Origin of the sequence: Halobellus rufus (assembly GCF_000739575.1) — an archaeon.
Lineage (GTDB): Archaea > Halobacteriota > Halobacteria > Halobacteriales > Haloferacaceae > Haloquadratum > Haloquadratum rufum.
This window is the reverse complement of the sequence record NZ_BBJO01000003.1, coordinates 183,543-209,907: the sequence shown is the minus strand read 5'-3', so window position 1 is coordinate 209,907 and position 26,365 is coordinate 183,543. Positions and strand designations below refer to the sequence as shown.

At 69.7% G+C, this 26,365-nt stretch carries 26 protein-coding genes and 1 pseudogene; 11 read left to right on the top strand and 16 right to left on the bottom strand.

Annotated elements, in window-relative coordinates; all coding sequences use genetic code 11:
* The first annotated feature begins 64 nt into the window (after positions 1–64).
* Positions 65–895, top strand: coding sequence for a hypothetical protein (locus tag ACP99_RS02885; RefSeq protein WP_049985146.1), 831 nt, complete (start codon positions 65–67; stop codon positions 893–895).
* A gap of 66 nt (positions 896–961) precedes the next feature.
* Here the strand turns inward: ACP99_RS02885 and ACP99_RS02880 are convergent, their stop codons facing one another.
* The 7 genes from ACP99_RS02880 to ACP99_RS02850 form a co-directional block, all read right to left on the bottom strand.
* On the bottom strand, positions 962–1,858 hold the full coding sequence (locus ACP99_RS02880) for a hypothetical protein (RefSeq protein WP_049985145.1): 897 nt from the start codon (positions 1,856–1,858) through the stop codon (positions 962–964).
* Positions 1,859–1,992: 134 nt separating this feature from the next.
* Positions 1,993–2,286: a stress response translation initiation inhibitor YciH gene (gene yciH, locus ACP99_RS02875; protein WP_049985144.1), complete on the bottom strand. Its 294-nt coding sequence runs from the start codon at positions 2,284–2,286 to the stop codon at positions 1,993–1,995.
* A 95-nt stretch (positions 2,287–2,381) separates the two neighbouring features.
* On the bottom strand, positions 2,382–4,601 hold the full coding sequence (locus ACP99_RS02870; RefSeq protein ID WP_081927071.1) for a transglutaminase TgpA family protein: 2,220 nt from the start codon (positions 4,599–4,601) through the stop codon (positions 2,382–2,384).
* The gene (locus ACP99_RS20765) at positions 4,598–4,930 is read right to left on the bottom strand and encodes a hypothetical protein (RefSeq protein WP_049985143.1); all 333 of its coding nucleotides are present in this window, start codon (positions 4,928–4,930) and stop codon (positions 4,598–4,600) included. Before ACP99_RS20765 ends, ACP99_RS02870 begins: the two co-directional genes overlap by 4 nt.
* Positions 4,873–5,760, bottom strand: a complete 888-nt coding sequence (locus tag ACP99_RS21595) for a hypothetical protein (protein WP_049985142.1) — start codon at positions 5,758–5,760, stop codon at positions 4,873–4,875. Before ACP99_RS21595 ends, ACP99_RS20765 begins: the two co-directional genes overlap by 58 nt.
* A 22-nt stretch (positions 5,761–5,782) precedes the next feature.
* Complete coding sequence (locus ACP99_RS02855; RefSeq protein WP_049985141.1) at positions 5,783–6,757, bottom strand: AAA family ATPase; 975 nt, start codon at positions 6,755–6,757, stop codon at positions 5,783–5,785.
* Between the two features lie 165 nt (positions 6,758–6,922).
* Positions 6,923–7,945, bottom strand: a complete 1,023-nt coding sequence (locus tag ACP99_RS02850; protein WP_049985140.1) for a carbamate kinase — start codon at positions 7,943–7,945, stop codon at positions 6,923–6,925.
* 102 nt (positions 7,946–8,047) lie between these two features.
* On the opposite strand from ACP99_RS02850, the gene ACP99_RS02845 reads away from it, so the two are divergent.
* The 4 genes and pseudogenes from ACP99_RS02845 (at position 8,048) to mutL (ending at position 14,705) form a co-directional block, all read left to right on the top strand.
* A complete protein-coding gene (locus ACP99_RS02845; protein WP_049985139.1) occupies positions 8,048–9,388 on the top strand; it encodes a cyclic 2,3-diphosphoglycerate synthase in 1,341 nt (446 codons plus the stop codon).
* A gap of 6 nt (positions 9,389–9,394) precedes the next feature.
* On the top strand, positions 9,395–10,123 hold the full coding sequence (locus tag ACP99_RS02840; RefSeq protein WP_049985138.1) for a TVP38/TMEM64 family protein: 729 nt from the start codon (positions 9,395–9,397) through the stop codon (positions 10,121–10,123).
* A 52-nt stretch (positions 10,124–10,175) separates the two neighbouring features.
* Positions 10,176–13,007 (top strand): DNA mismatch repair protein MutS, encoded by a 2,832-nt coding sequence (mutS, locus tag ACP99_RS02835; RefSeq protein ID WP_049985137.1) that lies wholly within the window; start codon positions 10,176–10,178, stop codon positions 13,005–13,007.
* Positions 13,000–14,705 (top strand): annotated as a pseudogene (mutL, locus tag ACP99_RS02830) (DNA mismatch repair endonuclease MutL). The gene mutS and the pseudogene mutL overlap by 8 nt, the downstream one beginning before the upstream one ends.
* A gap of 16 nt (positions 14,706–14,721) precedes the next feature.
* On the opposite strand, the gene ACP99_RS02825 reads toward mutL, so the two are convergent.
* Positions 14,722–15,036 (bottom strand): DUF7573 domain-containing protein, encoded by a 315-nt coding sequence (locus ACP99_RS02825; protein WP_049985136.1) that lies wholly within the window; start codon positions 15,034–15,036, stop codon positions 14,722–14,724.
* 124 nt (positions 15,037–15,160) lie between these two features.
* On the opposite strand from ACP99_RS02825, the gene ACP99_RS02820 reads away from it, so the two are divergent.
* Positions 15,161–15,379, top strand: coding sequence for a hypothetical protein (locus ACP99_RS02820; RefSeq protein ID WP_049985135.1), 219 nt, complete (start codon positions 15,161–15,163; stop codon positions 15,377–15,379).
* A gap of 22 nt (positions 15,380–15,401) precedes the next feature.
* Here the strand turns inward: ACP99_RS02820 and ACP99_RS02815 are convergent, their stop codons facing one another.
* On the bottom strand, positions 15,402–16,157 hold the full coding sequence (locus tag ACP99_RS02815; RefSeq protein ID WP_049985134.1) for a coenzyme F420-0:L-glutamate ligase: 756 nt from the start codon (positions 16,155–16,157) through the stop codon (positions 15,402–15,404).
* A 129-nt stretch (positions 16,158–16,286) separates the two neighbouring features.
* Between ACP99_RS02815 and ACP99_RS02810 the strand changes: the two genes are divergently transcribed.
* Positions 16,287–17,612, top strand: coding sequence for an NUDIX domain-containing protein (locus tag ACP99_RS02810; RefSeq protein ID WP_049985133.1), 1,326 nt, complete (start codon positions 16,287–16,289; stop codon positions 17,610–17,612).
* Positions 17,613–17,834: 222 nt separating this feature from the next.
* Here the strand turns inward: ACP99_RS02810 and engB are convergent, their stop codons facing one another.
* From engB to ACP99_RS02780, 6 genes are all read right to left on the bottom strand, one after another.
* Entirely contained in the window at positions 17,835–18,455 is a 621-nt protein-coding gene (gene engB, locus ACP99_RS02805) for a GTP-binding protein EngB (RefSeq protein WP_049985132.1), read from the bottom strand.
* A gap of 56 nt (positions 18,456–18,511) precedes the next feature.
* Entirely contained in the window at positions 18,512–19,075 is a 564-nt protein-coding gene (locus tag ACP99_RS02800; protein WP_049985131.1) for an NUDIX hydrolase, read from the bottom strand.
* The gene (locus tag ACP99_RS02795) at positions 19,072–19,566 is read right to left on the bottom strand and encodes a DUF5809 family protein (protein WP_049985130.1); all 495 of its coding nucleotides are present in this window, start codon (positions 19,564–19,566) and stop codon (positions 19,072–19,074) included. Before ACP99_RS02795 ends, ACP99_RS02800 begins: the two co-directional genes overlap by 4 nt.
* Before the next feature lie 225 nt (positions 19,567–19,791).
* A complete protein-coding gene (locus ACP99_RS02790; protein WP_049985129.1) occupies positions 19,792–20,274 on the bottom strand; it encodes a DUF5810 domain-containing protein in 483 nt (160 codons plus the stop codon).
* Positions 20,275–20,343: 69 nt separating this feature from the next.
* Positions 20,344–20,922 carry a GNAT family N-acetyltransferase gene (locus ACP99_RS02785; RefSeq protein WP_049985192.1) on the bottom strand — a complete coding sequence of 193 codons (579 nt, stop codon included), beginning with the start codon at positions 20,920–20,922 and terminating at the stop codon, positions 20,344–20,346.
* Between the two features lie 154 nt (positions 20,923–21,076).
* Positions 21,077–23,053, bottom strand: coding sequence for an aconitate hydratase (locus tag ACP99_RS02780; RefSeq protein WP_049985128.1), 1,977 nt, complete (start codon positions 23,051–23,053; stop codon positions 21,077–21,079).
* A gap of 202 nt (positions 23,054–23,255) precedes the next feature.
* On the opposite strand from ACP99_RS02780, the gene ACP99_RS02775 reads away from it, so the two are divergent.
* The 4 genes from ACP99_RS02775 (at position 23,256) to ACP99_RS02760 (ending at position 26,055) form a co-directional block, all read left to right on the top strand.
* Complete coding sequence (locus tag ACP99_RS02775) at positions 23,256–23,732, top strand: deoxyuridine 5'-triphosphate nucleotidohydrolase (protein ID WP_049985127.1); 477 nt, start codon at positions 23,256–23,258, stop codon at positions 23,730–23,732.
* A gap of 73 nt (positions 23,733–23,805) precedes the next feature.
* Complete coding sequence (gene pan2, locus ACP99_RS02770; protein ID WP_049985126.1) at positions 23,806–25,035, top strand: proteasome-activating nucleotidase Pan2; 1,230 nt, start codon at positions 23,806–23,808, stop codon at positions 25,033–25,035.
* A gap of 62 nt (positions 25,036–25,097) precedes the next feature.
* The gene (locus ACP99_RS02765; RefSeq protein ID WP_049985125.1) at positions 25,098–25,568 is read left to right on the top strand and encodes a pyruvoyl-dependent arginine decarboxylase; all 471 of its coding nucleotides are present in this window, start codon (positions 25,098–25,100) and stop codon (positions 25,566–25,568) included.
* Between the two features lie 106 nt (positions 25,569–25,674).
* The gene (locus ACP99_RS02760) at positions 25,675–26,055 is read left to right on the top strand and encodes a DUF5811 family protein (protein WP_049985124.1); all 381 of its coding nucleotides are present in this window, start codon (positions 25,675–25,677) and stop codon (positions 26,053–26,055) included.
* 42 nt (positions 26,056–26,097) lie between these two features.
* Here ACP99_RS02760 and ACP99_RS19795 read toward each other — a convergent pair whose 3' ends face one another.
* Positions 26,098–26,337 carry a hypothetical protein gene (locus ACP99_RS19795; RefSeq protein WP_156105576.1) on the bottom strand — a complete coding sequence of 80 codons (240 nt, stop codon included), beginning with the start codon at positions 26,335–26,337 and terminating at the stop codon, positions 26,098–26,100.
* Between the last annotated feature and the right edge of the window lie 28 nt (positions 26,338–26,365).

Genomic DNA, 26,365 nt, shown 5'->3' with positions numbered 1-26,365 from the left:
CGGCGAATCGCCGTGCCCGAATGTTTATCATCCGAGAAAATACCTCACAAACGAGATAATACAAATGGGTGACAGACAGACGACTCGGCGGGCTCTCGTTCGAAGCGCAGCGGTCGGTCTCGGTCTCGGCGCGGTCGTGACACCGGTCGCAGGACGCGGATCGAACGGCGGCAACCGGAACGGTCGCGGACGCGGATCGAACGGCGGCAAAACCCCGCTCGTCGACGGTGCCGCGGAGTATCGAATCTACGTCGCGACCGCCGATGGAGACGACCCGGTCGACACGCCCGAGGCGTTCGACTATCCGGGCGGGCCGGTACTGGCGGGCGAAGACGTCGGCGACGGTGGGCTCTTCGACGCGAGCGACATCGAGAAGACCCCGAACGGGCAGACGCTGCACCACTCGCTGCAGTTCTTTCAGGGGCTGCTGATCCGTAAGGACCGCGGGAAGCCCTACGTGATGGTGCATCAGGGCGACGGACGCTTCGTCTCGAAGGGGCAGTCGCTCAACTTCGAGGCGCGGTCGACCGAGGAGTTGCGGGCGCTGTTCGCGGCGGCGGGCTATCCTGATCTGAGCGACACAGAACCGTTCGCGACGCTCGCGGGCGGGCGCTGGCGGGCCGTCGCGCGCGACGTCGTGCAGTTCGTCGGCGACCCGGAGACGAGCGATACCATCGCCTGGTCGCTGACGCGGGTCGACTTCTACACGCGAGGCGGCGGGAAGCCGTCGTTCGAGCTCTCGGCGCTGTACGTCATCTATCCCAACCTGAACGACGAAGGCGAACCGACGACCGCAGATCCACAGGATCCGACGATCAGACCGATACTCCCGCCCGCGAAAGCGGCGGGGTTCGATCTCGTCGAGGACGGGCGCGCGAATCTCGGCGGGCAGTAGCGCCCCGCGGTTCCGGTGCGGCGTCGCGGACGAGGACGAACCACCGTGGAACCCCGAGGCCGTCGACTACGGCCGCCCGACGCGCTCGTGTCGCTGCCAGAGGTAGTACCCGCCGGCGGGGACGGAGAGTAGCCAGATCATCGGGACCAAGACGTTGAGCAGGTGGACGACGCCGACCGCCGCCCACAGCGTGCGGTTCGGCTCCCACCCGACGTCGCTCTCGCCGACGGCGCGGGCGTCGAGGTACAGCGAGACGCTGAACACCGGGATGAGCAGGACGCCGAGGACGAGCGCGAGCACGAGGACGAACGGGAGCAGGGCGGCAAACGCGGGGACCGTGTCGTAGAGGAACGCCGCGTTCTCTTGGACGCCGATCAGCGTGAGGACGATCGGGGCCGACACGAGCACGACGACGTAGGTCGCGATCGTGAGCGCGACGCCGTAGTACCACCGCGAGATGCGGTCTGAGCGCGGACGAGGTTCTGCTTCCGACGGTCCGCCGTCCTCCACGTCGAGTGCGCCGTTCCCCTCGTCGCCTGCGCCGTTCGCCGTCGAGTCGTCGTCGTACCAGCCGTCTGCGTCGTACACGTCGCTCGCGACGTCGACCGACGCGTCGGTGGAGCGCCACCGCCGGAGCAGGTACGCCGACCCGACGAAGAGAAGCAGTGGCGAGTCGACGAGAACGAACCCCACGACCGGCACGGCGATGCCGACGACGCCCCAGAGCCGGTAGTTCGGCGACCACGACTCCGCGCTGCGGGCGACCGCCCGAGCGTCGAAGTACAGCGACACCGCGAACACGGGGATCAGAAGCATACTCACCACGACGAACACCGCGGGGACGAAGTCGAGGGCGGTCGGGGACGCACCCGAATCCCAGTCCACCAACTCGATGCCGATCCAGCCGGCGACTTCGAGCAGCGGGGGGAGGGCGACGCCGACCCACCAGTCTGAGTCGACCATACGCTCTCGGCGCGCGCAACCCGTAGAATCCTTTCGGTCGTTCAAAGCGACGGGCTACCGACGCGGAGACGGAGCAGTCGCTCCGCGACTGGGGACGAGAAAAAACCGCTCGACGTGGGATACTCAGGTAACGATCACGCGACGTTGAAGCCCTTGTCGCGGAGGAAGTCCTCGACGCGACCGGTGTGGTTCCCCTGGAGTTCGATCGAGCCGTCCTCGACGGTGCCACCGCAGGCGAACTTCGACTTCAGGTCCGAGGACAGGCTGTCCATATCTACGTCCTTGGGGTCGAACCCTTCGATGACCGTTACCTCTTTTCCGTAGCGGCGCTCGTCGATGCGGATGGTGATCTCCTGGGACTCTTTTGCGACGTCCTCGCAGACGCAAAGCTCCTCAGGGAGTCCGCACGTCGAGCAGACTTCCGACATTACAGTCCGAACCTACAGGATGGGGATATTAAACAGTATCGGGAATTCAACGCGACCGCACGGCGGCGTGGGGGAGGACCGCTTCCGTTCCCGTCTCACCGGAACCGTCGAAGCAGCGGGGTCGACTCCCGGACCAGTCGGTCCACCCGCTCCACCGCGTCGTCGGCCTCCGCTGCGGTCACGCCGTCGCCGTACTGCGCCCGCTCGTACAGATCGAGCACCCGACGGACGCTCGCCGCGGTCGGTTCCGGGGTCGGTACCGACTCGACGTACGCCCGCCGTGTCTCGCCCGGCCGACGCGGTCGATACTGCTGTGCCAACAGCGCCATCAGACGGCGATTCGCGCGGCGCACGTCGGCGTCGGGATCGCCCCGTCGCTGAACCTGAATCGAGAGCAACTGCCCCACCCGGTTGGCGGTCCGGCTGTGGCGCGCGCCGGCCCCGAGTCCGACGACGCCGACGAGGGCGACGAGGAGCGTCCGCCGCGACGGCAGCGCCGGAACTGGGAGCGGCCCGCTGTCGGAGGATCCCGGCGTCGCCGCACCGGCGTTCGGACCGGCCGGCGCGTCGGTCGCGTTCGTCGGCTCCGTCGTGGTGATTCCGCCGGGCGCCGAGGGGTCAGTATCGGTCGGCGTGGGGCTCTCGGAGACGTCTCCCGGCGTCCCCGGCGTCGCGTTCGAGTCCGCGGGGTCGAACCCCCCGACGCCGTTCGCCTGCGCTTCCTCTATTCGAGCGCTTTCGACGCTCTCTCGCGGCCCCGAGGGCGTCGGATCGAACCGGACCCACCCCACGTCGGGGAAGTACACCTCGACCCACGCGTGGGCGTTGAGGCCGCGGACGACGTAGCTGTCGTTTTCGACCTGCTCCCCGGGCGTGTATCCCGTCACGAACCGCGCGGGGACGCCCTGCGAGCGGAGCATCACGACCATCGTCGTCGCGTAGTAGGTGCAGTAGCCCGCGTCCATCTCGAAGAGGAACTCGTCGGCGACGTCGCCGCCGGGGGCGGGCACGTCGAGGGAGTACTCCTTGTCCGATTCGAGGTACTCCTCGATCGCGACGGCCTTGTCGTAGGCGGTCGGTTCGTCGCCCGCGACCTCCGCGGAGCGCTCGCGGACCCTGTCGGTCGTGCTCGCGGGCAACTGGAGGTACGCGTCGCTCACGGCGTCCGGATAGTCGGTGCCCGCCGCTCGGAGCTGGTCGTCGGTCGCGTTCGGGACCTGACTGGTGACGGTGTACGATTCGCCCGCGAGGAGCGTCCCGTCCGGCTGGAGCGTTCCCTGCGGCGTCACGGCCGTTTGCGACGCCACGTCGCCGTCGACTTCGACGGGTTTCCACGCGGCCGGGAGAACGGAGATCGCGCCCTCGGCGGTCACCGTCTGTTCGAGCTCCTCGCTCGGGCCGGGTGGCTCGCGGAGTCGCCCGTCGTAGGGGCGGACGTTCCCGGTCCGGACCCAGCCGTCGCCCGTGTAGCGATCGTACGCGGCGGTCCCCCAGTACGCCGACCGCGGGCTGTCGACGGTGAACCGCACCTCCGGCGAGAGCCGGATGCTGCCGACGACGTCGACTTCGTCCTCCGCGTCGACGAGGCTCGCCTCGACGGTCGGCGACCCGCGGTCCGGCAACACCGGCGACCCCGCCGCCCCCGGGAGGACCGACACCGTCGCCGACGCGACGATCATCGCGGCCAGCAGCGCCGTCAGCACGTCGGCCTGTCGGAGTCCGCCGCCGTGCCGTTCGATCGTCGCGGCCGCGACAGTCACCATCGCTCCGAGGACCCCGAGCAGGGTTCTGAGCCCGCTCGCGTCCCCGGTCAGTACGACGAGGCCGAGCGCGACGCCGCCGGCTGCGGCGGCGGCGACGTAGCGCCGCCTGACCGCGAAGTACCACGACAGGAAGACCGGCCCGGGCACGATCGCGACCGCCCAGACGCCGGCACCGACAAGCCGGAGGATCGAGAGCCCCGTCAACAGCGCGATCGTGTCGGAGACGGCGCGTTCGGGCGTCAGCAACTGGGCCTGACTCTGCGGCAGCGCGCCGAGGTACCCGACTAGTCCCAGCGCGAGCAGGACCGAGGTGACGCCCAGAGCCACGCGAACGCCGACGAACCGACCGACGACGAGGGCCAAGGCGAGCGCGGCGGCGACGACGACGAGGAACTCGCCGCTGCGACCGACGACGTCGGTCACCTCCCACAGCACGCTGGCGTACGATCCCGTCAGCGCCAGAAGTCCGGCGATCGCGAGCGCGCGGTCGCCGTCGATGTCGAGTCGGCGTGCCCGCTCGGGCAACCCGTACCGCGGCCGTTCGGCGCTCATACTTCTCTCACCTCCGGGTTCGTTTTCTCGTCGCCGTCGGCGGCGTCGCTCCCGCTGTCTGCCACGGCCGGTTCCGACACGAGGCCGTCGAACTCCCGAACCCGGCCGTCGAACCGGACCGCGACCGACTCGTCGGCGGCGACGACCCGCACGTCCGCTTCCTCCGTCGCCGCCGCGGATGCCGCACCGCCCTCGACGGCAGCGAGGTGTTCGAGCAGCGGCCGCGTCCGACCCGGGGCCGCCTCAACGCGCCCGGACGGCGTCGAAAGCGTCACCGACGCGCCGTCGCGAACGAGCCCCAGGCACACGGTCGCGGCCGCCGCCGCCATCGCGTCGACCGTGGCGTCGGTGGGGCCGTCGGTCGCTGTGGCGTCAGCGGATCCACCAGCCGCCGCGGGATCTTCGGCCGTCTCCGCGGCGACGGTGACCGTCTCGACCGCGGCCTCGCTGGCGAACTCGCGGACGATGAGTTCGTTTCGCTTCGCCGAAGACTTCCAGTGGACGTCCCGGAGGCGTCGCCGCTGACGTACTCGCGCAGCGTGTCGAACTCGTCTCGACTCCCGGCGAACCGGCGCTGCGCTATCGCCTGCATCTCGCCGCGGATCGACTCCGACAGCGGGCGAACGGGCGGGTAGACGACGACTGCGTCTCTCGCCTCGATCTCGTGAGTCCGCCGAACGAGCCCGAGGACGTCCGTGACGTCGACCGACGCGGGACCGATCTCGTGGCGACCCCGCCCCCGCCGCTCGATCCGGTAGGCGACCGACGCGCCGCCGGCGGTGGCGTCGACGGTCGCCACCGATTCGGTCAGCGAAGCCGACTCGGTGAGTTCGGTATCCGCTTTCTCGTCCGACGCCTCCACGGTGTCGATCCCCGGCGGCAGTCGGTCCCGCAGGGTCACCGGGTAGGGTCTCGACGCCGACACGGACACTTCGACCCGCCCCGTCGTTCCCGGTTCGTCCGGCGAGGGCACTCGCCGTTCGATCTCGGGCGGCTCGGTCCGCCAGACCTGCAGAACCCCGGCGACGAGGGCGACGACGGCCGGCAGGACGACGGCGTCGAGCGTTCGCGGACCGTACAGCGTCCCGGCCGCGAACGCGGCGGTTGCGACGCCGAGAACGGCGTATCCCCGCCGCGTCGGACGGACGTTCGGCCTCATCGCTTCCAGTCGACGCGCCCCGTCACTCTACGGGCACCTCCGACAGCGCCTGGTCGACGACCGCCGAGCCGTCAGTCCCCGTGTCCGTCCGCACGCGGTGGCTCAGCACCGTCGGTGCCTCGGTCTGGACGTCGTCGGGGGTGACGTACCCGCGGCCCTCGAAGACCGCCCGCGCCTGGGCCGCCCGCAGCAGCGCGATCGATCCGCGCGGGCTCACGCCGAGTCGGGCGTGTTCGCGCGTGTAGCCCGCCAGCCGCGACACGTACGCGCGGACCGGTTCTCGAACCGTGACCTGGGAGACGGTCTCGCGCGCCCGCCGGACGTCCTCGACGGTGGCGACGGAGTCGAGCGACTCGATCGGGTGTTCGCCCGCGACGCGGCCGAGCAGTTCCGTTTCCTCGGCCTCGTCGGGGTAGCCGAGCCGGATCTTCTTCGTGAACCGGTCGATCTCCGCGACCGGGAGTTCGTACGTTCGCCCGGGCTCGACGTCGTTCTGCGTGGCGATCACGGTGAACGGATCCGGGACCGCGTGAGTCGACCCGTCGACGGTCACCGTCTGTTCGGCCATCACCTCCAGCAATGCCGCCTGCGTCTTCGGCGGCGCGCGGTTGATCTCGTCGCCGAGGACGACGTTCGCGAACACCGGACCGGGCTGGAACTCGAACTCTCGGGTCTTCTCGTTGAACACGCTGACGCCGGTCACGTCCGACGGGAGGAGGTCGGGCGTGAACTGCACGCGGTTGAACGAACACTCGAGCGATGTCGCCACCGCCCGCGCGAGCATCGTCTTCCCGACGCCCGGGACGTCTTCGAGGAGGAGGTTGCCGCGGGCGAAGACGGTCACGAGGATGTGTTCGATCGCGTCGCGGTGACCGACGATGACGCGCTCGACGTTGTCGACGATCCGTGCGGTCAGTGCTGCGGCCTCGTCGACGTCGAGCGGATCGATCGACGAGTCGGCCGGCGTCGGCTCCGGGATGGCGTCTGCGTCTGTCATAGGTGGGACCAGCGCGCGCGAGTCGGGATCTCACCGCCGCCACTGCGCCCCCGCTCGCGCTCTCACCGGCCACTAGCCGCCGCGTCCACGTAACTCTGCTGGGGGTCGCGGGCGGAGCCGGCGCGGACTCCTCGGCGACGTCCTCGCCGTCGCCGACAGTCGTCGTCACCCGTCCCGCTCGGCCGGTCGGATCTGCGTGCCCGCCTGCCCGGCGAGCCCCTCGTGGAAGTTCTCGGGCGTCGTGACGACCGCTCGCCGCCCGCCCCGCTCGACGAAGCGCCGGCAGGCCTCGATCTTCGGTCGCATACTCCCGGGCGCGAACTCGCCGGCGTCGAGATACGCGTCGAGGTCGGCCGGCGTGGCCTCGCGGATCGGCCGTTGCTGGTCGGTCCTGTAATGCTCGTAGGCGTACTCGACGTTCGTCAGCACGACCAGCACGCCCGCGCCGAGCGCGTTCGCGAGCACCTGCGAGGTGTGGTCCTTGTCGACGACGGCCTCGACGCCGCGGAATCGTCCGTCGTCGCCGCGGACCACCGGCACGCCCCCGCCCCCGCCGCAGACGACCGCGCGACCGCGGTCCAGCAGTCCCTCGATCGTGTCGGTCTCGACCACGTCGAGGGGTTCCGGCGAGGGCACGACTCGTCGGTGCGACTTCGGGCCCTCGTCCACCTCGCGGGTCTCGAAGGGTTTCTCTGAGGCTTCCGCGGCGCTGTAGAAGGGCCCGACGGGCTTCGTCGGCGTCGAGAACGACGGGTCGTCGCCGTCGACGACCACGCGGGTCACGACGGTCACCGAACGGGCTTCGTCCGACCGCCCGCCGTCGCTCCCCTGCGGTGACGCGCTGTCGCGAGACTCTGCCCGCGCGTTGTCGAGCGCCTGTTGCAGCAGATAGCCGATCTGCCCCTGCGTCTCCGCGACGACGACGTCCAGCGGTAGTTGGGGCGCGTCGGACTCGGCCTCCTGCTGTAAGAGCAGATTTCCGACCTGCGGGCCGTTGCCGTGGGTGACCACCAAGTCGACGCCGTCCTCGACGACGGTCGCGACCCGACGCGCCGTCTCCTCGACGGCGGCCAACTGCGCGTCGGCTGTCCACGGCTCGTCGGCGTCGAGCAGCGCGTTCCCGCCCAGCGCGACGACGACGGGACCGTCCAGTTCCGGAGGTCCGCCCGAGGATTCGGTCGGTTCCATACCTCACGCTTCGCTCGCGGGCTCCGAAAGTATTGACCCGGGAACGGGGGAAGGCGTCACACGGAGCCAATTTCTATCACGGTTCCGCGAGTACCGTCCCGTATGGCCCCCACGCGCGTCCTCGTTATGGGTGCGGCCGGTCGCGATTTCCACGACTTCAACACCGTCTTCCGGGACGATCCGGAGACCGAGGTGGTCGCGTTCACGCGCACCGACACCCAGAACCTCGGCGAACTCGACGCCCCGCCGGAGCGTCGGTACCCCGCGGCGCTCGCGGGCGAGCGGTACCCCGACGGCATCCCGATCCGCCCGGAGTCCGAGTTGGAGACGCTCGTCGAGACCGAAGGCGTCGACACCGTCGTGTTCTCCTACTCGGACGTCTCTCACGAGCACGTGATGCATCAGGCCTCGCGCGCGCTGGCCGCGGGCGCCGACTTCCGACTCGTCGGGCCCGATCGAATGATGCTCGACGCCAGCGCCCCGGTCGTCGCCGTGGACGCCGTCCGGACCGGCTGCGGCAAGTCGCAGACGGCGCGGAAACTCGCGGACCTCCTCGACGCGCGCGGCGCTGACGTCGTCGTGGTCAGGGAACCGATGCCGTACGGCGATCTGACCGCCCAGCGCGTCCAGCGCTTCGAGTCGCTCGCGGACCTCGACGCGGCCGACGTCACCATCGAGGAACGCGAGGAGTACGAGAGCCACCTCGAATCCGGCCACGTCGTCTACGCGGGCGTCGACTACGCGGCGATCGAGGAGCGCGCGTCCGCGGAGGCCGACGTCGTCGTCTGGGACGGCGGCAACAACGAACTGCCGTTCTTCGAGCCCGACGTGCACTTCGTCGTCGCCGACCCGCTCCGCGCGGGCGACGAACTGCGGTATCACCCCGGCGAGACGAACCTCCGCCTCGCCGACTACGTCGTGATCAACAAGGAGAACAGCGCCGACCCCGCCTCGATCCGAACGGTCGAGGCGAACGTCCGGGCGGCGAACCCCGACGCCGAAATCGTCCACGCGAACTCGACGATCACGGCCGACGGCGACGCCATCGCCGGCAAGCGCGCGCTCGTCGTCGAGGACGGCCCGACGCTCACCCACGGCGGCGCGTCCCACGGTGCCGGGCTGATCGCCGCCCGCCGGTACGGCGCGAGCGAGATCGTCGATCCCGAACCGGCCGCCGTCGGCTCGCTCGAACGCGTCTTCGACCAGTACGACCACCTCGACACGGTGCTCCCCGCGATGGGCTACAGCGCGGCGCAGATCGACGACATCGAGGCGACGATCCGCAACGCGGACCCGGAGGTGGTCGTCTCGGGGACGCCGCACGACCTCGCGCGGCTGATCGACGTCGACGTCCCCGTCGTTCGGGTGCGCTACGAACTAGAGGAGACTGGGCTGACGCTTTCGACGATCCTCGACCGACACGCAGAGACGCTCGGGCTCTGAGCCCCGATGCGTTCGCCGATAGACCGCCTCCGCGCGCGGATCGACGCGGGCACGCTGTTCGCCTCGCCGCGGCACCGGCGACAGTTCCTCGTGCACCTCGCGCTCGTGACGCTCGCGGTCGCGGCCCTCTCGCTTCTCCTGCGCCCGCATCTGTCGCTGTTCTTGGACGCCGACGAACTCCGCGCGTTCGTCGCACAGTACGGTCCGCTGGCACCGCTCGTCTTCGTCCTCCTGCAGGCGCTGCAGGTCGTCGTCGCACCGATTCCGGCCCAGATACTCGCGGTCGTCGGCGGGTACCTCTTCGGCCCGTGGTGGGGGACGCTCTACAACGTCCTCGGCGTCACGATCGGGAGTACGGTCGCGTTCGGGCTCGCGCGGCGCTTCGGCCGCGCGTACGTCGAGCGGATCGTCCACGAGGACGCGCTCGAACGGTTCGACGCCGTCGGCGACGAGTACGCCCGCTCGACGCTGTTCGTGCTCTTCTTCCTCCCGGGATTCCCCGACGACGCGATCTGCTTCCTCGGCGGGCTCACGCGGGTCCCGCTGTGGCAACTCGTCGCGATCGCGGTCGTCGGCCGGACGCCCGGGTTCTTCCTCGCGAACGCGTTCGGCGACCTCCTCGGAACGGGGCGGTTCCTCTCTGCGGGAGTACTCGCGGCCGTCTTGCTCGCGCTCTCGGCGGTCGGCGTGCTGTATCACGACCGCATTCTGGACGCGATCCGTAGCGAGGGATGAGACTCGGGCCCGTTCCCGTCCGCTTTTGGTCCTCGGCGCCCGTTAGGTAGGTATGGAACCGGGGGCGAAACCCGACGAGGGAGGCGCAGAGGAGGAGCCGGAGCGACGGCCCGAAGGCCCCCCCGAGAAGATGCTGGCGCGGCGCGAGGAACTCACGCCGATGCTCTCGCAGTATCTCGACCTCTGCGAGCGCCACCCCGACGCGATCGTCCTCTTTCAGGTCGGCGACTTCTACGAGGCCTTCTGCGAGGCCGCAGAGACGGTCGCGCGCGTCTGCGAGGTCACGCTCACCCAGCGGGAGGACTCGACGGGGACGTACCCGATGGCGGGCATCCCGATCGACAACGCGGCGTCGTACCTCCAGTCGCTGCTCGATGCGGACTTCCGCGTCGCCGTCGCCGATCAGGTCGAGGACGCCGAGGAGGCCTCCGGCCTCGTCGACCGCGCGGTCACGAACGTCGTCACTCCAGGGACCGTCGTCGACGACGACCTGCTCGACCGCGCGAGCGCGACGTATCTCGGGGCGGTGGTCGATGCCGAGAGCGGACGCGACGCCGACGACGCGCGGGCGCTCGCGACGCTCGACGTCTCCACCGGCGAGTGTCAGGTGACGAGTGGGCCCGCCGCGCGGATTCGTGACGAACTCGAACGGCTCGCCCCCGCGGAGCTGCTCGTCGCGCCCGACGCCGACGTCGCTCCCGAGGCGCTCGGCTTCGAGACGATGGTGACCGACCACGAGTCGGCCACGTTCGATCTCGTCGCCGCCGAGGAGACGCTCGCGGGGTACCTCGCGGAGCCGACGGCGGTGCTCGACTCGTCCGCCGAACGACGCGCGGTCGGCGCGCTGCTCTCGTACGCGGAGTACACGCAGGGCGGCGACGGTGCGCTCTCGTACGTCTCCCGCGTCCGCCGGTACGACCTCCGCCGGTCGCTCCGTCTCGACGCGACCGCGATGCGGAGCTTGGAACTGTTCGACTCCCGGCACCCCGGGCGGGGGGAGACGCTCTTGGACACGGTCGATCGCACCGCCTGCGCGCCCGGCCGCCGGAAGCTGGAGGCGTGGCTGCGGCGACCGCTCGTCGACCGCGAGCGGATCGAGCGCCGCCACGACGCCGTCGGCGAGTTGCTCGATCGCCCGCTCGTCCGCGAGACGCTCTCTGAGCACCTCGCGCAGGTGTACGACCTCGAACGGCTGGCCGCGCGGGTCGCCAGGGAGCGCGCGAACGCCCGCGACCTCCGCTCGCTGGGGGCGACGCTGGCCGTCGTACCGGACGTCGTCGAGGCGCTCGGAGACGTCGACTCGGCGGCGCTTCGGGACCTCCGCGACTCGCTGGACGAACTCGCCGACGTCCGCGAGTTGATCGATCGGGCGATCGTGACCGACCCGCCGCAGGAGATCACGGAGGGCGGCGTCGTCCGCGACGGCTTCGACGACGAACTCGACGCGGTCCGCGAGACCGAGCGGGAGGGCCGCGAGTGGGTCTCGTCGCTGGAGAAAAAAGAGCGCGAGCGCACCGGCATCGACTCCCTCGAAGTCGGCTACAACCAGGTGCACGGCTACTACATCGAGGTGACGAACCCGAACCTCGACCGCGTCCCGGAGGACTACACGCGGCGGCAGACGCTGAAGAACGCCGAGCGGTTCTACACCCCGGAACTGAAGCGCCGCGAGGACGAGATCCTCTCCGCGTCGGATCGCGCCGACTCGCTGGAGTACGAGCTATTCTGCGACGTGCGCGCGAGCGTCGCCGAGGAGACCGACCGGATCCAGTCGCTCGCGGACGCCCTCGCTCGGCTCGACGTGTTGACGTCGTTCGCGGCGGTCGCGGCGGGCAACCGCTACGTCCGTCCCGAGATGGGCGCGGACACGCTCCGGATCGAGGAGGGGCGACACCCGGTCGTCGAACGGACCCAAGAGGAGTTCGTTCCCAACGGGATCGACTTCGCCGACGGCTCCGTCGCGGTCGTCACCGGACCGAACATGAGCGGCAAGTCGACGTATATGCGGCAGGTCGCGCTCGTCTGTCTGCTCGCGCAGGCCGGGAGTTTCGTCCCGGCGAGCGCGGCGGAATTGCCCGTCCTCGACAGCGTCTTCACGCGCGTCGGCGCGTCTGACGACATCGCCGGCGGGCAGTCGACGTTTATGCGCGAGATGGCGGAGTTGACGGAGATCCTCCACGACGCGACCGAGGACTCGCTCGTGCTCCTCGACGAGGTCGGCCGCGGCACCTCGACGGCCGACGGCCTCGCAATCGCCCGCGCGACCACCGAGTTCCTCCACGACGAGGTGGGCGCGGCGACGCTCTTTGCGACACACTACCACGACCTGACCGACCTCGCCGAGTCGCTGCCGAACGCGTTCAACCTGCACTTCACGGTGCGCAAAGCGGGCGACGATTCGGACCATCCCGACGACGACTCGTCGGCGACGAAACCGGCACGCGGGTCGGACGTGACCTTCCTCCACCGCGTCGCGGAGGGACCCTCCTCCTCGTCGTACGGGATCGAGGTCGCGACGCTGGCGGGCGTCCCCGACCGCGTCGTCGAACGGGCCCACGAGTACCTTCGGGCGTCGTCCGAGAACGAGCCGTCGACGGCGTCTCCGACCCCCGGCGACCGGCCGTCGACGACGGCGGCCCGCTCGGAGGACCAGCCCGCGGCCGAAGACCGCGGTGACACTCTCGCCGCCTACGTCGAGGGACTCGACGAGTCGGCCGAGGAAAGGCGAGAGAACGGGGCGGGGAATCCCGACGACGACGCCGAATCACTCTCGGACGCCGAACGGGCCGCCCTCGAAGAGCTTCGGGAGGTCGACGTGGCGCGGACCACGCCGCTCGAAGCGCTCAACACCCTGGAGGCCCTACAGCGCGAACTGGATGAGTGAGACTCCGGGCCCGGGGGCCGACGCCGCCCGCGTGCGACGCCTCGACGACGCGACGGTCGCGAGCGTCGCCGCCGGCGAGGTCGTCACCCGACCGGCGGACGTCGTCGTCGAACTGGTGGAGAACGCGCTCGACGCGGGGGCGGCGCGGGTCGACGTCGACATCGTCGGCGACGGCACCGAGCGCGTCCGCGTCAGCGACGACGGCCGGGGGATGAGCCGCGTGGACGCCGAAATCGCCGTCGAGCGGCACACGACGAGCAAACTCGCCGGCGACGAGTCGCTCGCGGCGGTCGACACCCTCGGATTCCGGGGCGAGGCCCTCGGGAGCGTCGCGACGGCCGCCACCTCGAACTGGTGACGAACGACGGCGGGCCGGCGGGGACCCGCATCGTCACGGACGGACCGCGCGCGGCGCTAATCGAACCCGCGGGCCGCGCTCGCGGGACGACGGTCACCGTCCGCGACCTGTTCGCCGACGCGCCCGCGCGCCGGGAGTCGCTCGGAACCCCGAAGACCGAGTTCGCCCGCGTGAGCGACGCCGTCTCGCGGCACGCGCTCGTGCGTCCGGACGTCGCGTTCACGCTCGCACATAACGGCAGCGAGGTGTTCTCGACGCCCGGGACGGGCGCGTTCGACGACGCGCTGCTGGGCGTCTACGACCGGGAGGTCGCCGCGCGCACCCTCGACTTCGAGTCGACGCGGTCGCTGGAGGTCGGTCCCGACGCAGTAGGGGACATCCGGATCGAGGGAACACTGGTCCAGCCCTCGGTCACCCGCGCTCGTCGCGAGCACGTCTACATCGCCGTCGACGGCCGCCCCGTCCGCAACGATCGACTGGCGCGCGCGGTCGTCGACGGCTACGGCGGCCTCCTCCCGGACGGGCGGGCACCGATCGCGGTGACGTCGCTCTCGCTGCCCGAGTCGTGGGCGGACCACAACGTCCACCCCAGAAAGCGCGAGGTCCGGCTCCGATCGGCCGACGACGTCGCGGCCGCGGTCGAAGAAGCCGTCCGCGACGCCCTCTCGACCGCCGACCGTCGGCGAGTCGAGGAGCTCTCGATGGATCTCGGCGACTCGCTGGAACCGCTCTCGGGGGCCGACTCGGCGTTCGAGGGGGTCGCGGTCATCGGCCAGTACCGGGACCTGTACCTGCTCTGTGAGCGCGAGGACGACCTCCTGATCGTCGATCAACACGCGGCGCACGAGCGGGTGAACTACGAGCGCCTCCGGGAAGCGAGCGACGGCGACGTCCCGAGCGCGCAGATCGACCCGCCGGAGAGCGTCGCGCTGACGCCGGCGCAGTACGCGACCGTAGAGTCGTCTATGGAAGCTCTCGCCGCGCTCGGCTACGACGTCGAACCGTTCGGCGAGACCACGGTCCGCGTCCGGAGCGTCCCCGCGCCGCTGGGCCGCGCCGCGGCACCCGAGAGCGTTCGCGACGCCGCCGACGCGCTCGCTCGCGGCGAGTCGCCGACGGACGGCCGCGACGACCTCCTGAAGGACCTCGCGTGTCACCCCTCCCTGAAGGCGGGCGACGCGCTCGACGACGACGAGGCCGCGGCGCTCCTCGACCGCCTGGGGCAGTGTGAGAACCCCTACGCGTGCCCGCACGGTCGCCCGACGGTGCTCTCGGTCGACGAGGCGACGCTCGTTCGAGGGTTCGGCCGGCGCGGCACGCGGATGGACTCGGGCTCCTGACTGGCCGCGCGGCGGTTCACCACTCCTTGCAGTCGGCACAGACGCGCGCGTCGCCGTCGGTCCAGAGTCGATCGACGACCCGCCCGCAGGCCGCGCACTCGACGCCCTCGGGATCCCACTGGTACGTCGCCGACGCCGGTTCGACGTCGTCGACGGTGTCTGCTTCGATGCTGTCGTCGCCGCTCCCGCCGTCGACGTCGCTGTCGTTGACGTCGTCGCTGTCGGCTCCATCGCTGTCGCCTCGACCGTCGCGGTCGTCGCCTTCGCCGACGTCTGCGGGCTCCTCGGTGGTGCTGCCGGCGAACTCGTCCAGCGAGCGGTCCCGGGTCATACGTCGAGCAAGCGCCGGCAGCGGCTTAGCCGTGGCGACTCTCCGAGCGACGGATCGGGCTACGAGGGCGACGCTCCCGACGCCGTTCCCGCACACACATATACGATGACGCCCAACGCCTCGTATGGTCACGGTCATCGACTTCGTCGTGCAGTTGCTCACGAGCATCGTCAGCCTCGTTCAGATCTTCCTCACCGACGTCCTCCTCGGCGTCGACCCGATCACCGCGATATCCTTCCTCGTCGGTGCCGGGCTGACGACCTTCGCCGTGGTCTTCTTCGGCTACCTCGTTCTGGGCGCGCTGGTGAACCAGCTCACCGGCCTCGGATCGAGCGCGCGCTAGCGTCGACGCAGAGGACTAACGGTCACTCGCGGTTCGTCCACGCGCGGATCGCCCGCCGGACGACGTCGGTCTCGACCTCCCGGAAGTGCGCGTCGCTCTCGGCGTGATCGCCCCACTCGAAGTCGCGGACGACGACGACGGGCGTGCCGCCGTCGCCCTCGCCGGCGAGGAGATTCGCGGCCGCGGCGAGTTCGTCGGCGACGTTCTCGACGGTGATGTCGAGTTCTCGTCCGTCTCTATCTGTTTCACCGCGCCAGTCCCGACCGGGTGAGAGCCCGGCCCAGCCGATCGCGACGCCGCGCTGACCGTGGCGGAACGGCCGCCCGCACGTGTCGGTGACGATCACCCGGTCCGCGGGCAGCCCGTCGCGGATCCGCGCGGCGCTCTCCGATGGCTGCTTCGGAAGCAACAGCAGATCCGCCTCGGGGACGTTCGAGCGGTCGATGCCCGCGTTGACGCCGATGTGGCCGAACCGGGTCTCGGTGAGGAGAAACGGCGTCTCCAAGAGCACCTCGACGCTCTCCTCGAGGACCGCCTGTGCGAACCACGGTGGGAGTTCCTCGCCGGTCGTCGCCGCGATGTTCGAGGCGATCTCGCGGGCCCGCGGTCCAGCGGGGAAGTCCGTGCGGTCGGCGCTTCGCCCCTCGGCCTTCGAGACGACGGTGGAGGCGACGCAGACGACGTCGTCGGGGCGGAGGTCGACGCGCTCGCGGATCAACGCCGCGATGTCGTGGCCCGGGCGGATCTCCGGGAGGTCGGGGGCGGCGAACAGTTCCATAGCGGGGGCACTGCGCGCGCGGGCAAAAGCGGTCTGGTGCCGGACGTCGCCGCCCGGCGACCGAGACCCGACGCGTCCGCCTCGGCCCGACCGAAACACCGTTTCACCCGGCGTGCGAACGTACGCTCGATGTCGCACGTGGTGACGTGTTTCGTCCGCTCGCGCGGGGCGGTCCTCCTCGTCCGCCGGAGCGACGCCGTCGGGACGTACTCGGGTCGCTGGGGCGGCGTTTCGGGCTACGTGGAAGGCGATCCCGCGGACGCCGAGCGCGACGCCCGCCGCGAACTCCGCGAGGAGGTCGGTCTCGCGGACGCGGACCTCGAACTCGTTCGCGCCGGAGCGCCCCTGTCGGTCGACGACGACGAGGGCTCGTTCACGGTCCACCCGTTTCTCTTCGAGTGCGACGCGCGCGACCTGACGACCAACGAGGAGATCGCCGCCGTCGACTGGGTGGACCCGACCGATATCCGCGGGCGAGCGACGGTCCCGCGGCTCTGGGAGACGTGGCGTCGCGTCGCGCCGACCGTCGAGACCGTCGCAGCGGACCAAACGCACGGGTCGGCGTGGATCTCCGCCCGCGCGCTGGAAGTCCTCCGCGACGCGGCCGCCGAAACCGTCGACGCCGACGGAAGCCGGCGCGACGTCGCCGCCGTCGCGCGCCGCCTCCGCGACGCGCGCCCCGAGATGGCCGTCGTCGCGAACCGGGTGAACCGCGTGCTCGCGACGGCGACCCGCGCCGCCGACCCGTCCGGCGTCGACTTCGACCCGAACGACGTCGTCGACGCCGCCGTCTCGGCGCTTGGGGACGCGTTCGACGCCGACGCCGCGGCGGCCGCGGCGGCCGCGGCGCGACTGCGGCGCGACGGGTCGACGTCGATCGCGACGCTCTCGCGATCCGGAACCGTCCGAGAGGCGCTCTCGGATCTGGAACGCGACGGTCCGGGGCTGTCCGAGATCGTCGTCGCCGAATCCCGCCCCGAGCGCGAGGGCGTCGCGGTCGCCGAACGGGCCGCCGGGGAGACCGACGCCGACGTCACGCTGACGACGGAGGCGGCGCTCCCCACGGCGCTCGAAGAACGCGACACCGACGCCGTCCTCGTCGGCGCGGACGCGATCCTCCCGTCGGGCGACGTGGTCAACAAGACCGGGACGCGGGTGCTCGCGCTCGCCGCACGGGAGGCCGACGTCCCTCTCTACGCGGTCGCCGCGACGGACAAGGTGCTGGCGTCGTCGGAGGCGGTGATCGAGACGAGCGTTGCGGCCCGCGCCGACGTCGAGTCGCCAGCGGACGCCGTCTACGACGGCGACGCCGACGTGGGCGTGCACGCGCCGACGTTCGAGACGACCGCTGCGGCCCTCGTCGACGGCGTCGCCACCGAAGACGGGCTACTCACTGTCGACGAAATCGGCGCGGTCGCCGACGAACACGCGCGGAACGCGGCGTGGGACGAATAGTTCTCCGAGCGCACGCCGACGCCCGAGGACGTATCGAGGCCCGACCGTCGGGAGATATCGACGGCCGCCGTCCGGAGACCGACCGAAGCGAGGAATATTTCACGCCCGCGCGCTCACTCACACTCGGTGGCGATGACGAGGGTTACCCCCACTCAGCCCCTTGTGATGACAGCATTTCACCGAGCCACCGTTACGATTCGCTGACGCGTCGCGTCCGTCGATTCAGGAGACGAACTTCAGCAGGTCGTCGCGCTTCTGCTCGTGAAACCGCGTCCTGAGCGCTTCGTTCAGTGCGCCGACGTCGCCGCGCTTGGCGCTGATCGGCGCGATGGTCTCTCGCCACTGTTTCCAGGGTGGGTGGAGCCCGAGGCGGTCGCAGAGGTCGTCGAGCCGCTCGTCGCGGTCGTCGACTTTGTCCATCTTGTTGACGGCGACGATCGTCGGCACGTCCAGTTCCCACAGGAAGTGGAACAGCTCGACATCGTGGGGGATCTCGTCGGGGCCGGAGTGCCGGTCGATGATGTCGATCACGCTCTTGCCGTCGACGACGAGGACGGCCGCGAGGATGTCGTCGGCGTTCGACTCGATGTAGCGCACGATGTCGGTTTTGATCTGCTCGCGGCGCTCCTCGTCGACGCCGGACATGAAGCCGAACCCGGGGAGGTCGGTGAACATAAACTTCTCCGAGACCCAGTCGAAGTGGTTCGGCGAGCGCGTCACGCCGGGCTTCCCGCCGGTCGTGAACTTCGAGTGGCCGGTCAACTCGCGCATCAGCGTGGACTTTCCGACGTTCGACCGGCCGACGAGGACGACCTCCTCGCGGTCCGGGCGATCTTCGAACATAGCTGCGAAACGCTCCCGCGTCGGTTAACGCTGACGTTCAAGCGGTCCGAGAGCGCTCACAGGAGCCCTTCCTCGCGCGCCAGCAGCACGCCCTCGATCGTCGCGTCGTTCGTGGGCTGTGTTCTGGCGACCTCGACTGCCTCCTCGACCGGGACCGACCGGACAGAGAGGAACTCGTTGTCGTCGAGGTCGCGTTCGACGGGGGTGAGGTCGGTGGCGAACACGATCCCGCGGCGGTGACGGAGCACGCCGGTAGAGCACCAAAAGTCCTCCAAGAGCGCCGTCGTGTCGGCCGCGAAGCCCGTTTCCTCGCGCAGTTCCCGGGTCGCGGCTCCGGTGAAGGACTCCCCGCGCTCGACGATGCCCGCGGGCAGTTCCAGTTGCGTCTCCCGGATCGTCGGGCGGTACTGCTCGACGAAGAGCATCGAGCCGTCCTCGACGGCGACGACGACGACCGCGGTGGCGAGTTCGGCCCAGTAGTACCGCTTCGTGGTTCCGTTCGGCTGCTCGACGAGGTCGTAGCCGCCGGTGTACCAGCCCGTCTCGTACTCCGTCGCCGACTCGTCGACGGACCACTCGGGATCGGGCAACGGCTCGTGCCTGCGTCCGTCGTCGCTCATCTGTCGATCGCTCCGTCGGGGTCGCCCGCGCTGTCGTCTCCGTCGTCCGGTTCGGCCACTGCCTCGCTTTCGGACTCGAAGCGCGGGCGGTAGATCCGCCCGAACGCCTGTCGCCGAAGCGTCCCGACCGCGGCGTCGCGCTCGTTCTGGAAGGTCGCGGCCACGACCGTCTCGGCGAACGGCGCGGCGTGCCAGACGACCCGGTCGACCTCGTCGCTCCCGTTACGTTCGACGTCGTACCCGGGGTGGTCCGCCACCCACGCCTCGAACTCCTCGACAGTTCCGATAGAAACGGCGAGCCGATCGGCGAAAATGACGTTCCGAGCCCGCTCGACGACCTCGCCCGTCACTCGCTCGCGGTACTCCTCGCGGTCGAACTCCATCGCCTTCGCCGTCTCGCGGACGACCTCCTGGGCGGTCGGCCCGGCGGCGTCGAACGCCGCCTTCGCCGCCGCGAACGTCTCCGGCGACAGCGTGCCTTCGGTCTCCATACGCGAGGGACGGCCGCTCGCGCACAAACGCTTTCGGTCTCCCGTTCGTCGATAGCGGAGATTCGGCGCACGAGCCTTTTTATGCGATGCCGGGACCAGACGCCCCGTGACGTAGAACGTGCCCCGCGTCGTGCCGCGGTTGCTCGGCACAGCGGCGCGGGGAGACGGTCCCCACTATCCGGCGGACCGAATGCGCGTGCCGACTGTTCGCCATCGCTGCCGCGTCTAGTCTCGACGTTCGGTGTCGTCCTCGCCAGCGCTCGATTCGTCGTCCCGACCGGCCTCGTCCCCCTGCCCGAGCATCTCGGCGGTCAGCTCTCGCGCCTCTTCGAGGATCGCCCTCGTCTCCTCGTCGAGCGTACCGCTCCCGGCGGCCGCGGCGAGTTCGGGGTCGAAACCGGCAGGGCCTCCGCGATCGCCGCGTGCGGAGCCGCGGCTGTGGTCGTCGGATCCGTGCTGGTGGCCGTCTCCGCCGTGGCCGTGAGCCCGCGCGGTGTCCTCGAACACCTGCTCGTAGTCGGTCTCCTCGGCGAGTGCTGCGACTTTCGGCGCGAGCTCCGACTCGCCGTGCGTCTCCCAGTCGGGAACGTGCTCGTCCAGCCACGTCTCGTGCTCGTCGCCGTTGACCATCGCCGTGAACGCGAGGTGGTTCGCGAGGTGCGCCGCGTCCTGCTGAGGGGTCTCACAGACGGGACAGGCGAATCCCATAGCTGCGGGTACGCCGCGGGCGTACAAGTGCGTGTGGTTCCGATCCGAACCCCGCGCCCACCCGAGTCACTACGCCGTCGAGTACCACGAGTCGACGTCGACGACGAGGATCAGCGCGTCCTCGCCGTCGCCGTAGTACCGCGGCACGCGTCGCGTCGGCTCGAAGCCCTCCTCGCGGTACAGCGAGCGAGCGGCCTCGTTGCCCTCGCGGACTTCGAGCTTCGCGACCGCCGCGCCGGCGAGCGCGAGGCCGAAGAGCGCCTCGCGGAGGAGCCGTCGACCGATCCCCCGTCCCCGAGCGTCCGACCGAACGGCGAGGTCCTTGATGTGGCCGATGTCGCGACCGTGGTTCGGCATCACGTCGCCGACGACGTACCCGAGGAGCGCCTGCGGGCCGTCGACGCCCTCGCGGCTCGCGGCTCGTTTCTCCCCGCTCGCTTCCTCCGAGGCCGAACGCTGTTCGACCTCGCCGACGGCGACGAGGAACGCCGGCGCGTCGAGCACCGACTCGAACGCCGCGTAGGGCCACGGCTCCGAGAAGGCGTCTCGTTCGATCCGAAGCACGTCGAGTAAGTCCGCGCGGTCAGCGGGCCGGACGGTGACCGACGGTTCCTCCGCGCTGCCGGGGCCGTCCTGCGAACCCCGTATCTCCTCGTCGGCGGACGTGTCGCTCACGATGTGGGTTACGATCCGTCGCGGCAAAAGTCCGCTGGCTCCGCGCCGGAGCGGAGTCCCGTCGAGCGCTGCCGCTCTACGGTGGCACGAAAAAAGGAAGTCGGTGCGTCCGCGTCGCGCGGTCCGCTCAGTCGTCGGCGGGGGCCGCGCCGCCGGCGTCGCTCTCGTACTGCTCCTTCGTGAGGCGGAGCTTGCCGCCGGCCTCGAGGATGCCTCGCTCGCGCTCGGAGGCGTCGAGCTCCGCGGTGGCCTCCCAGTCGTCGTTCACGCGGATGACGAACTCGGTCTCGCCGGAGGCGACGGCCTCGGCGACGTCGGTGACGATCTCGACGTTGTCACCCTGATCGATCTTCGCGTAGGTGTCCTCGTCGATCGCCAGCGGGACGATCCCGAAGTTGAACAGGTTCGCCTTGTGGATGCGGGCGAAGGACTCCGCGAGGACGGCCTCGATGCCGAGGAACTGCGGGCACATCGCTGCGTGCTCTCGGGAGGAGCCCTGACCGTAGTTCTCGCCGGCGACGAGGACGCCGCCGGGAGAGTCGAGCGCGCGCTGTGCGAACGTGTCGTCGACGCGCGAGAGCGTGAACTCCGAGAGCTTCTCGATGTTCGAGCGGTACTTGAGGATGTCCGACGTCGCGGGGATGATGTGGTCCGTCGTGATGTTGTCTTCCATCTTCAGGAGCACTTCGCCCTCGATGTCGGATTCGAGCGGCTCGCCGATCGGCGCGGAGCCGATGTTCGGGCCCTTGACGAGTTCGTCGTCGACGGCCTCCTCGGGCTCGATGATGTCGGTCTTCGAGCCGTCGTACTTCTCGGGGAGTTCGACGCCGGGGGCTTCGAGGTCGCCGAGCTCCTCGGCGAGGTCCCGCGGGTCGACGAGTTCGCCCTTGATCGCCGCGGCGGCGGCGACCTCGGGCGACGAGAGGAACACGGAGTCGTCCTCGATGCCCGAGCGACCCTCGAAGTTGCGGTTGAACGTCCGCACGGAGACGGAGTCCGAGGCGGGGACGTGGCCGATGCCGATACAGGCACCACACGTCGCCTCCGAGAAGTTGACGCCGGCCGCCATCATCTCGGCGGTCCAGCCTTCGCGGGCGAGAATCTCCGACGCCTGCTTGGAACCGGGCGCGACGATCATCTCGGTCTTCATGTCGACCTCGCGGCCTTCGAGCATCTTCGCGGCCGGGAGGATGTCCTCGTAGCCGCCGTTCGTACAGGAACCGACGATGACCTGCTCGACGGACTCGCCCGCGACCTCGCGGACGGGGACAACCTTGTCGGGCATCGACGGCATCGCCACGAGCGGCTCGATCTCCGAGAGGTCGATGACGATCTCGTCGGCGTACTCGGCGTCCTCGTCGGGCGAGAGTTCGACGTACTCGTCCTCGCGGCCCTGACGGGCGAGGTAGTCTTCCGTCTTCTCGTCGGTCGGGAAGATCGAGGAGGTCGCGCCGAGCTCCGTGCCCATGTTGGTGATCGTCGTCCGCTCGGGCACCGAGAGCGTCTCGACGCCGGGGCCGGTGTACTCGAAGACCTTGCCGACGCCGCCCTTCACGGAGAGGCGTCGCAGCATCTCGAGGATGACGTCCTTCGCGCTGGACCACTCGGGGAGTTCGCCTTCGAGCCGGACGTTGACGACTTCCGGCATCTCGACGTAGTACGCGCCGCCGCCCATCGCGACGGAGATGTCCAGCCCACCGGCACCGATCGCGAGCTGTCCGAGCCCGCCGGGCGTCGGCGTGTGGGAGTCCGAGCCGAGCAGCGTCTTGCCGGGCGCGGCGAAGTTCTCCTTGTGGACGTTGTGGCAGATGCCGTTGCCCGGGCGGGAGAAGTACGCGCCGTACGTTCCTGCAGCGGAGCGCAGGAAGCGGTGGTCGTCGGTGTTCTTGAAGTCGAACTGGTACGTCTGGTGGTCGCAGTACTGCGCCGCCAGCTCAGTCTGGACTTCGTCGAGCTCCAGCGCCTCGAACTGGAGCCAGACCATCGTTCCGGTCGTGTCCTGTGCGAGTACCTGGTCGATCTCGATCCCGATCTCCTCTCCGGGTTCGAGGTCACCCTCGACGAGGTGATCGTCGAGAATCTTTTCTGTGAGCGTCTGTCCCATAACGTCCGAGGATCGGCCGTCTACGATTATAAATCCCGCGTGTTTGAGGTCAAAGATATGTTCATTATACACATACTTTGTCCTAATTCGATACGAACAACCACGCCGCAGTCGACCGGTTTGTGGGATTCTCACCCTGAGAGGGCTGCTGATTTCCGCCGAGAGCGACACCCCTTTGCGCACGCACGCGAGCCATCACGGTATGTACCGACCCGGTTCATTCGTGGCGCGGCACGTCGATGCGATCGACGACGAACAGGTCCAACCGAACGGCGTGGATCTCACGCTCGGGGACGTGCTCGAACAGGTCGAGGCGGGCCACGTCGGCGTCGACGACAAGTCCGTCGGCGAACGCGACTCCCTCGCGGCCGAGGACGACGACTATCGGCTCTCTCCCGGGGGATACGTCCTCCAGTACGCCGAGACGATCGCGATCCCCGAGGGCCACGTCGGCTTCCTCTACCCCCGCTCGACGCTGATGCGAAACTCCTGTATGCTCAACACCGCGGTCTGGGACGCCGGCTACGAGGGGAAAGGCGAGGGGCTGCTGCAGGTGCACCACCCGATTCACCTCGAACGCGGCGCCCGCGTCGCACAGCTCGTCCTCGCTGAAGCCGAGCACAACGACGTCTACGACGGTTCCTATCAGGGCGAACGGGTCGAACGGGCCGAAGAGTAGCGGCAGCGACACCCACAATCGAACGGGGCTACCCAAAGGCACATTTACGCCCGACTCCAAAGCCGGATATCTGATGTCCCGGAGCCCCTCTCTCCCAGATCGTCCGCGTCTGGACTTGGATCCAGAGATGTCGGACGCCGAGCGGTTATCGGCGATCCGCCAGCACTACGAGCGCCTCGTGAACGTCAATGACGAACTCGACGAGCGACTCGACGCCGCGACCGACCGCCAGGAGGAACTGCGCGAGGAAGTCGAGCAGCTCAAGCGTCGCAACGAGACGCTGAAGACGTCCTCGCTGTACCTCGCGACTGTCGAGGAGTTGACTGACGACGGCGTCGTCATCAAGCAGCACGGCAACAACCAGGAGGTGCTCACCGAGGCCTCCCCGCACCTCGACAGCGAACTGCAGGCCGGCGACCGCGTCGCGATCAACGACTCCTTCGCCATCCAGCAACTGCTCGACGACGAGACCGACTCGCGCGCGCAGGCGATGGAGATCGACGCCTCGCCGTCGATCACCTACGACGACATCGGCGGCATCGACGAGCAGGTCCGGGAGGTTCGCGAGGCCGTCGAAGACCCGCTCACCAGCCCCGAGATGTTCGAGAAGGTGGGGATCCAGCCGCCCTCGGGCGTGCTGCTGTACGGCCCGCCCGGCACGGGGAAGACGATGCTCGCGAAGGCCGTCGCCAACGAGACCGACGCGACGTTCATCAAGATGGCCGGCTCCGAACTCGTCCGGAAGTTCATCGGCGAGGGCTCCCGACTCGTCCGCGACCTCTTCGATCTGGCCGCCGAGCGCGAGCCAGCGGTCATCTTCATCGACGAAATCGACGCTGTCGCCTCCAAGCGGACGGACTCGAAGACCTCCGGCGACGCGGAGGTCCAGCGGACGATGATGCAGCTGCTGTCCGAAATGGACGGCTTCGACGACCGCGGCGACGTCCGCATCATCGCCGCCACCAACCGCTTCGACATGCTCGACGAGGCGATCCTCCGCCCCGGCCGCTTCGACCGCCTCATCGAGGTGCCGAAACCCGGCCGCGAGGGCCGCGAGCAGATCCTCCGGATCCACACGCGCGAGATGAACGTCGACGACGACGTCGACTTCGCGGAGTTGGCGGCGGCGCTCGAAGACTACTCGGGGGCCGAGATCGCCGCGCTGGCGACCGAGGCGGGGATGTTCGCCATCCGCGACGGCCGCACGGAGATTCACCGGCGCGACTTCGACGACGCCTACGACAAGATCGAAGACGCGGACGAGCAGCCGACGATCCCCGGGCCGACGACCTACCAGTACTGAACTTCGCGGGAGCCGCGACTCCGATCCGTAACCGCTTATTCTCCGGGCGGTCGTTCTCCGGTATGAACACGATTCGAGTCGTTCGCGGCGTGGGCGACGCGCCGACCAAGATGGCCTCCTACGACGCCGCCCTCGCGGACGCGAACGTGCACAACTACAACCTCGTCCCCGTCTCCTCGGTGATCCCGGCCGACGCGACCGTCGAGGCCGTCGACGCCGCGCCCGACCTCGGCCCGGCCGGCAACCGCCTGACGGTCGTCGAGGCGCGGGCGACGACCGGCGGCGTCGGGACCGTCTCCGCGGGCCTCGGGTGGACCACCGGCCCGGGACCGGGACTGTTCTACGAGGCGGCCGGTGAAGACCCCGCGGCCGTCCGCCGGAGCGTCGAAGTCGGCCTCGCCGCCGGGCGCGACCTCCGCGAGTGGACGTTCGACGAGCAGGAGGTCACCGTCACCACCGCCGAGGCCGACGGCGAGGGGTACACGACGGCGGTGACGCTGGCCGTCTACGGCGACAGCGAACCGATACTCTGAGCGTCGCGAAATCGCCCGTTCGAGCCGATCTCGTGGTTCAGTGACGCTTCCGTTGCCGCCGACGGTTTTATACGCCGTCTCCCCCTACGTTCGGGGACATCACGAAATGAATGGAAACAACCCGTACGCGGGCGCTCCAGGCGTCGTAGACGCGGGCCGTCCCGAGGACGCAGAACTCTCGGACGCACAGGTACGTAGACTCCGTACTGCCGTCGCGGGAATCGTCTCTCGCACGGAGACGTACCTGCCCGAGGGGTACGCCGTCGGCTCGGAACTCTCCTTCGGCGCGAACGGTCCGCAGGCCACCGTCGCGGTCCGTCCCCCAGCCGGACATCCGGTCAGCGCGGGCTTCACCCCGGACGAGGAGGACCTCGAATCCGGGCTCTCGGACGAGGACCGCGACGAAGTCGCCCGCGGTCTCGCCGCGAGCGCGGCGCTCCAGGTGATGAACACCGTCGGCGACGGACTCACGCCGACTGCGAGATAGTCGCTGCAGGAGCAGTTTCGGTCTCCGGTTCTCGAAGTCCGATCAGGTCGACCGCCCGCGTTCCCGCATCCGTTCGGGACGCGGCGCGTGGACGAACAACCCGTATGCGAGCAGCAGCGCGGACGGGACGCTGCCGAGACCCGCGGCCGCCGCGAGCGGTAGGTCGGTGAGGACGCCGCTACCGATTCCCAAAAGCAGCGGGATCGGCAACGCCGCCAAGAGGAGATCGTAGCGCGATACGCTCTGTGATCCAACCGTAGTTATCGGTTCTATGCGACTCATAGGTCCTCATCCCCGTTGTAATCTACTC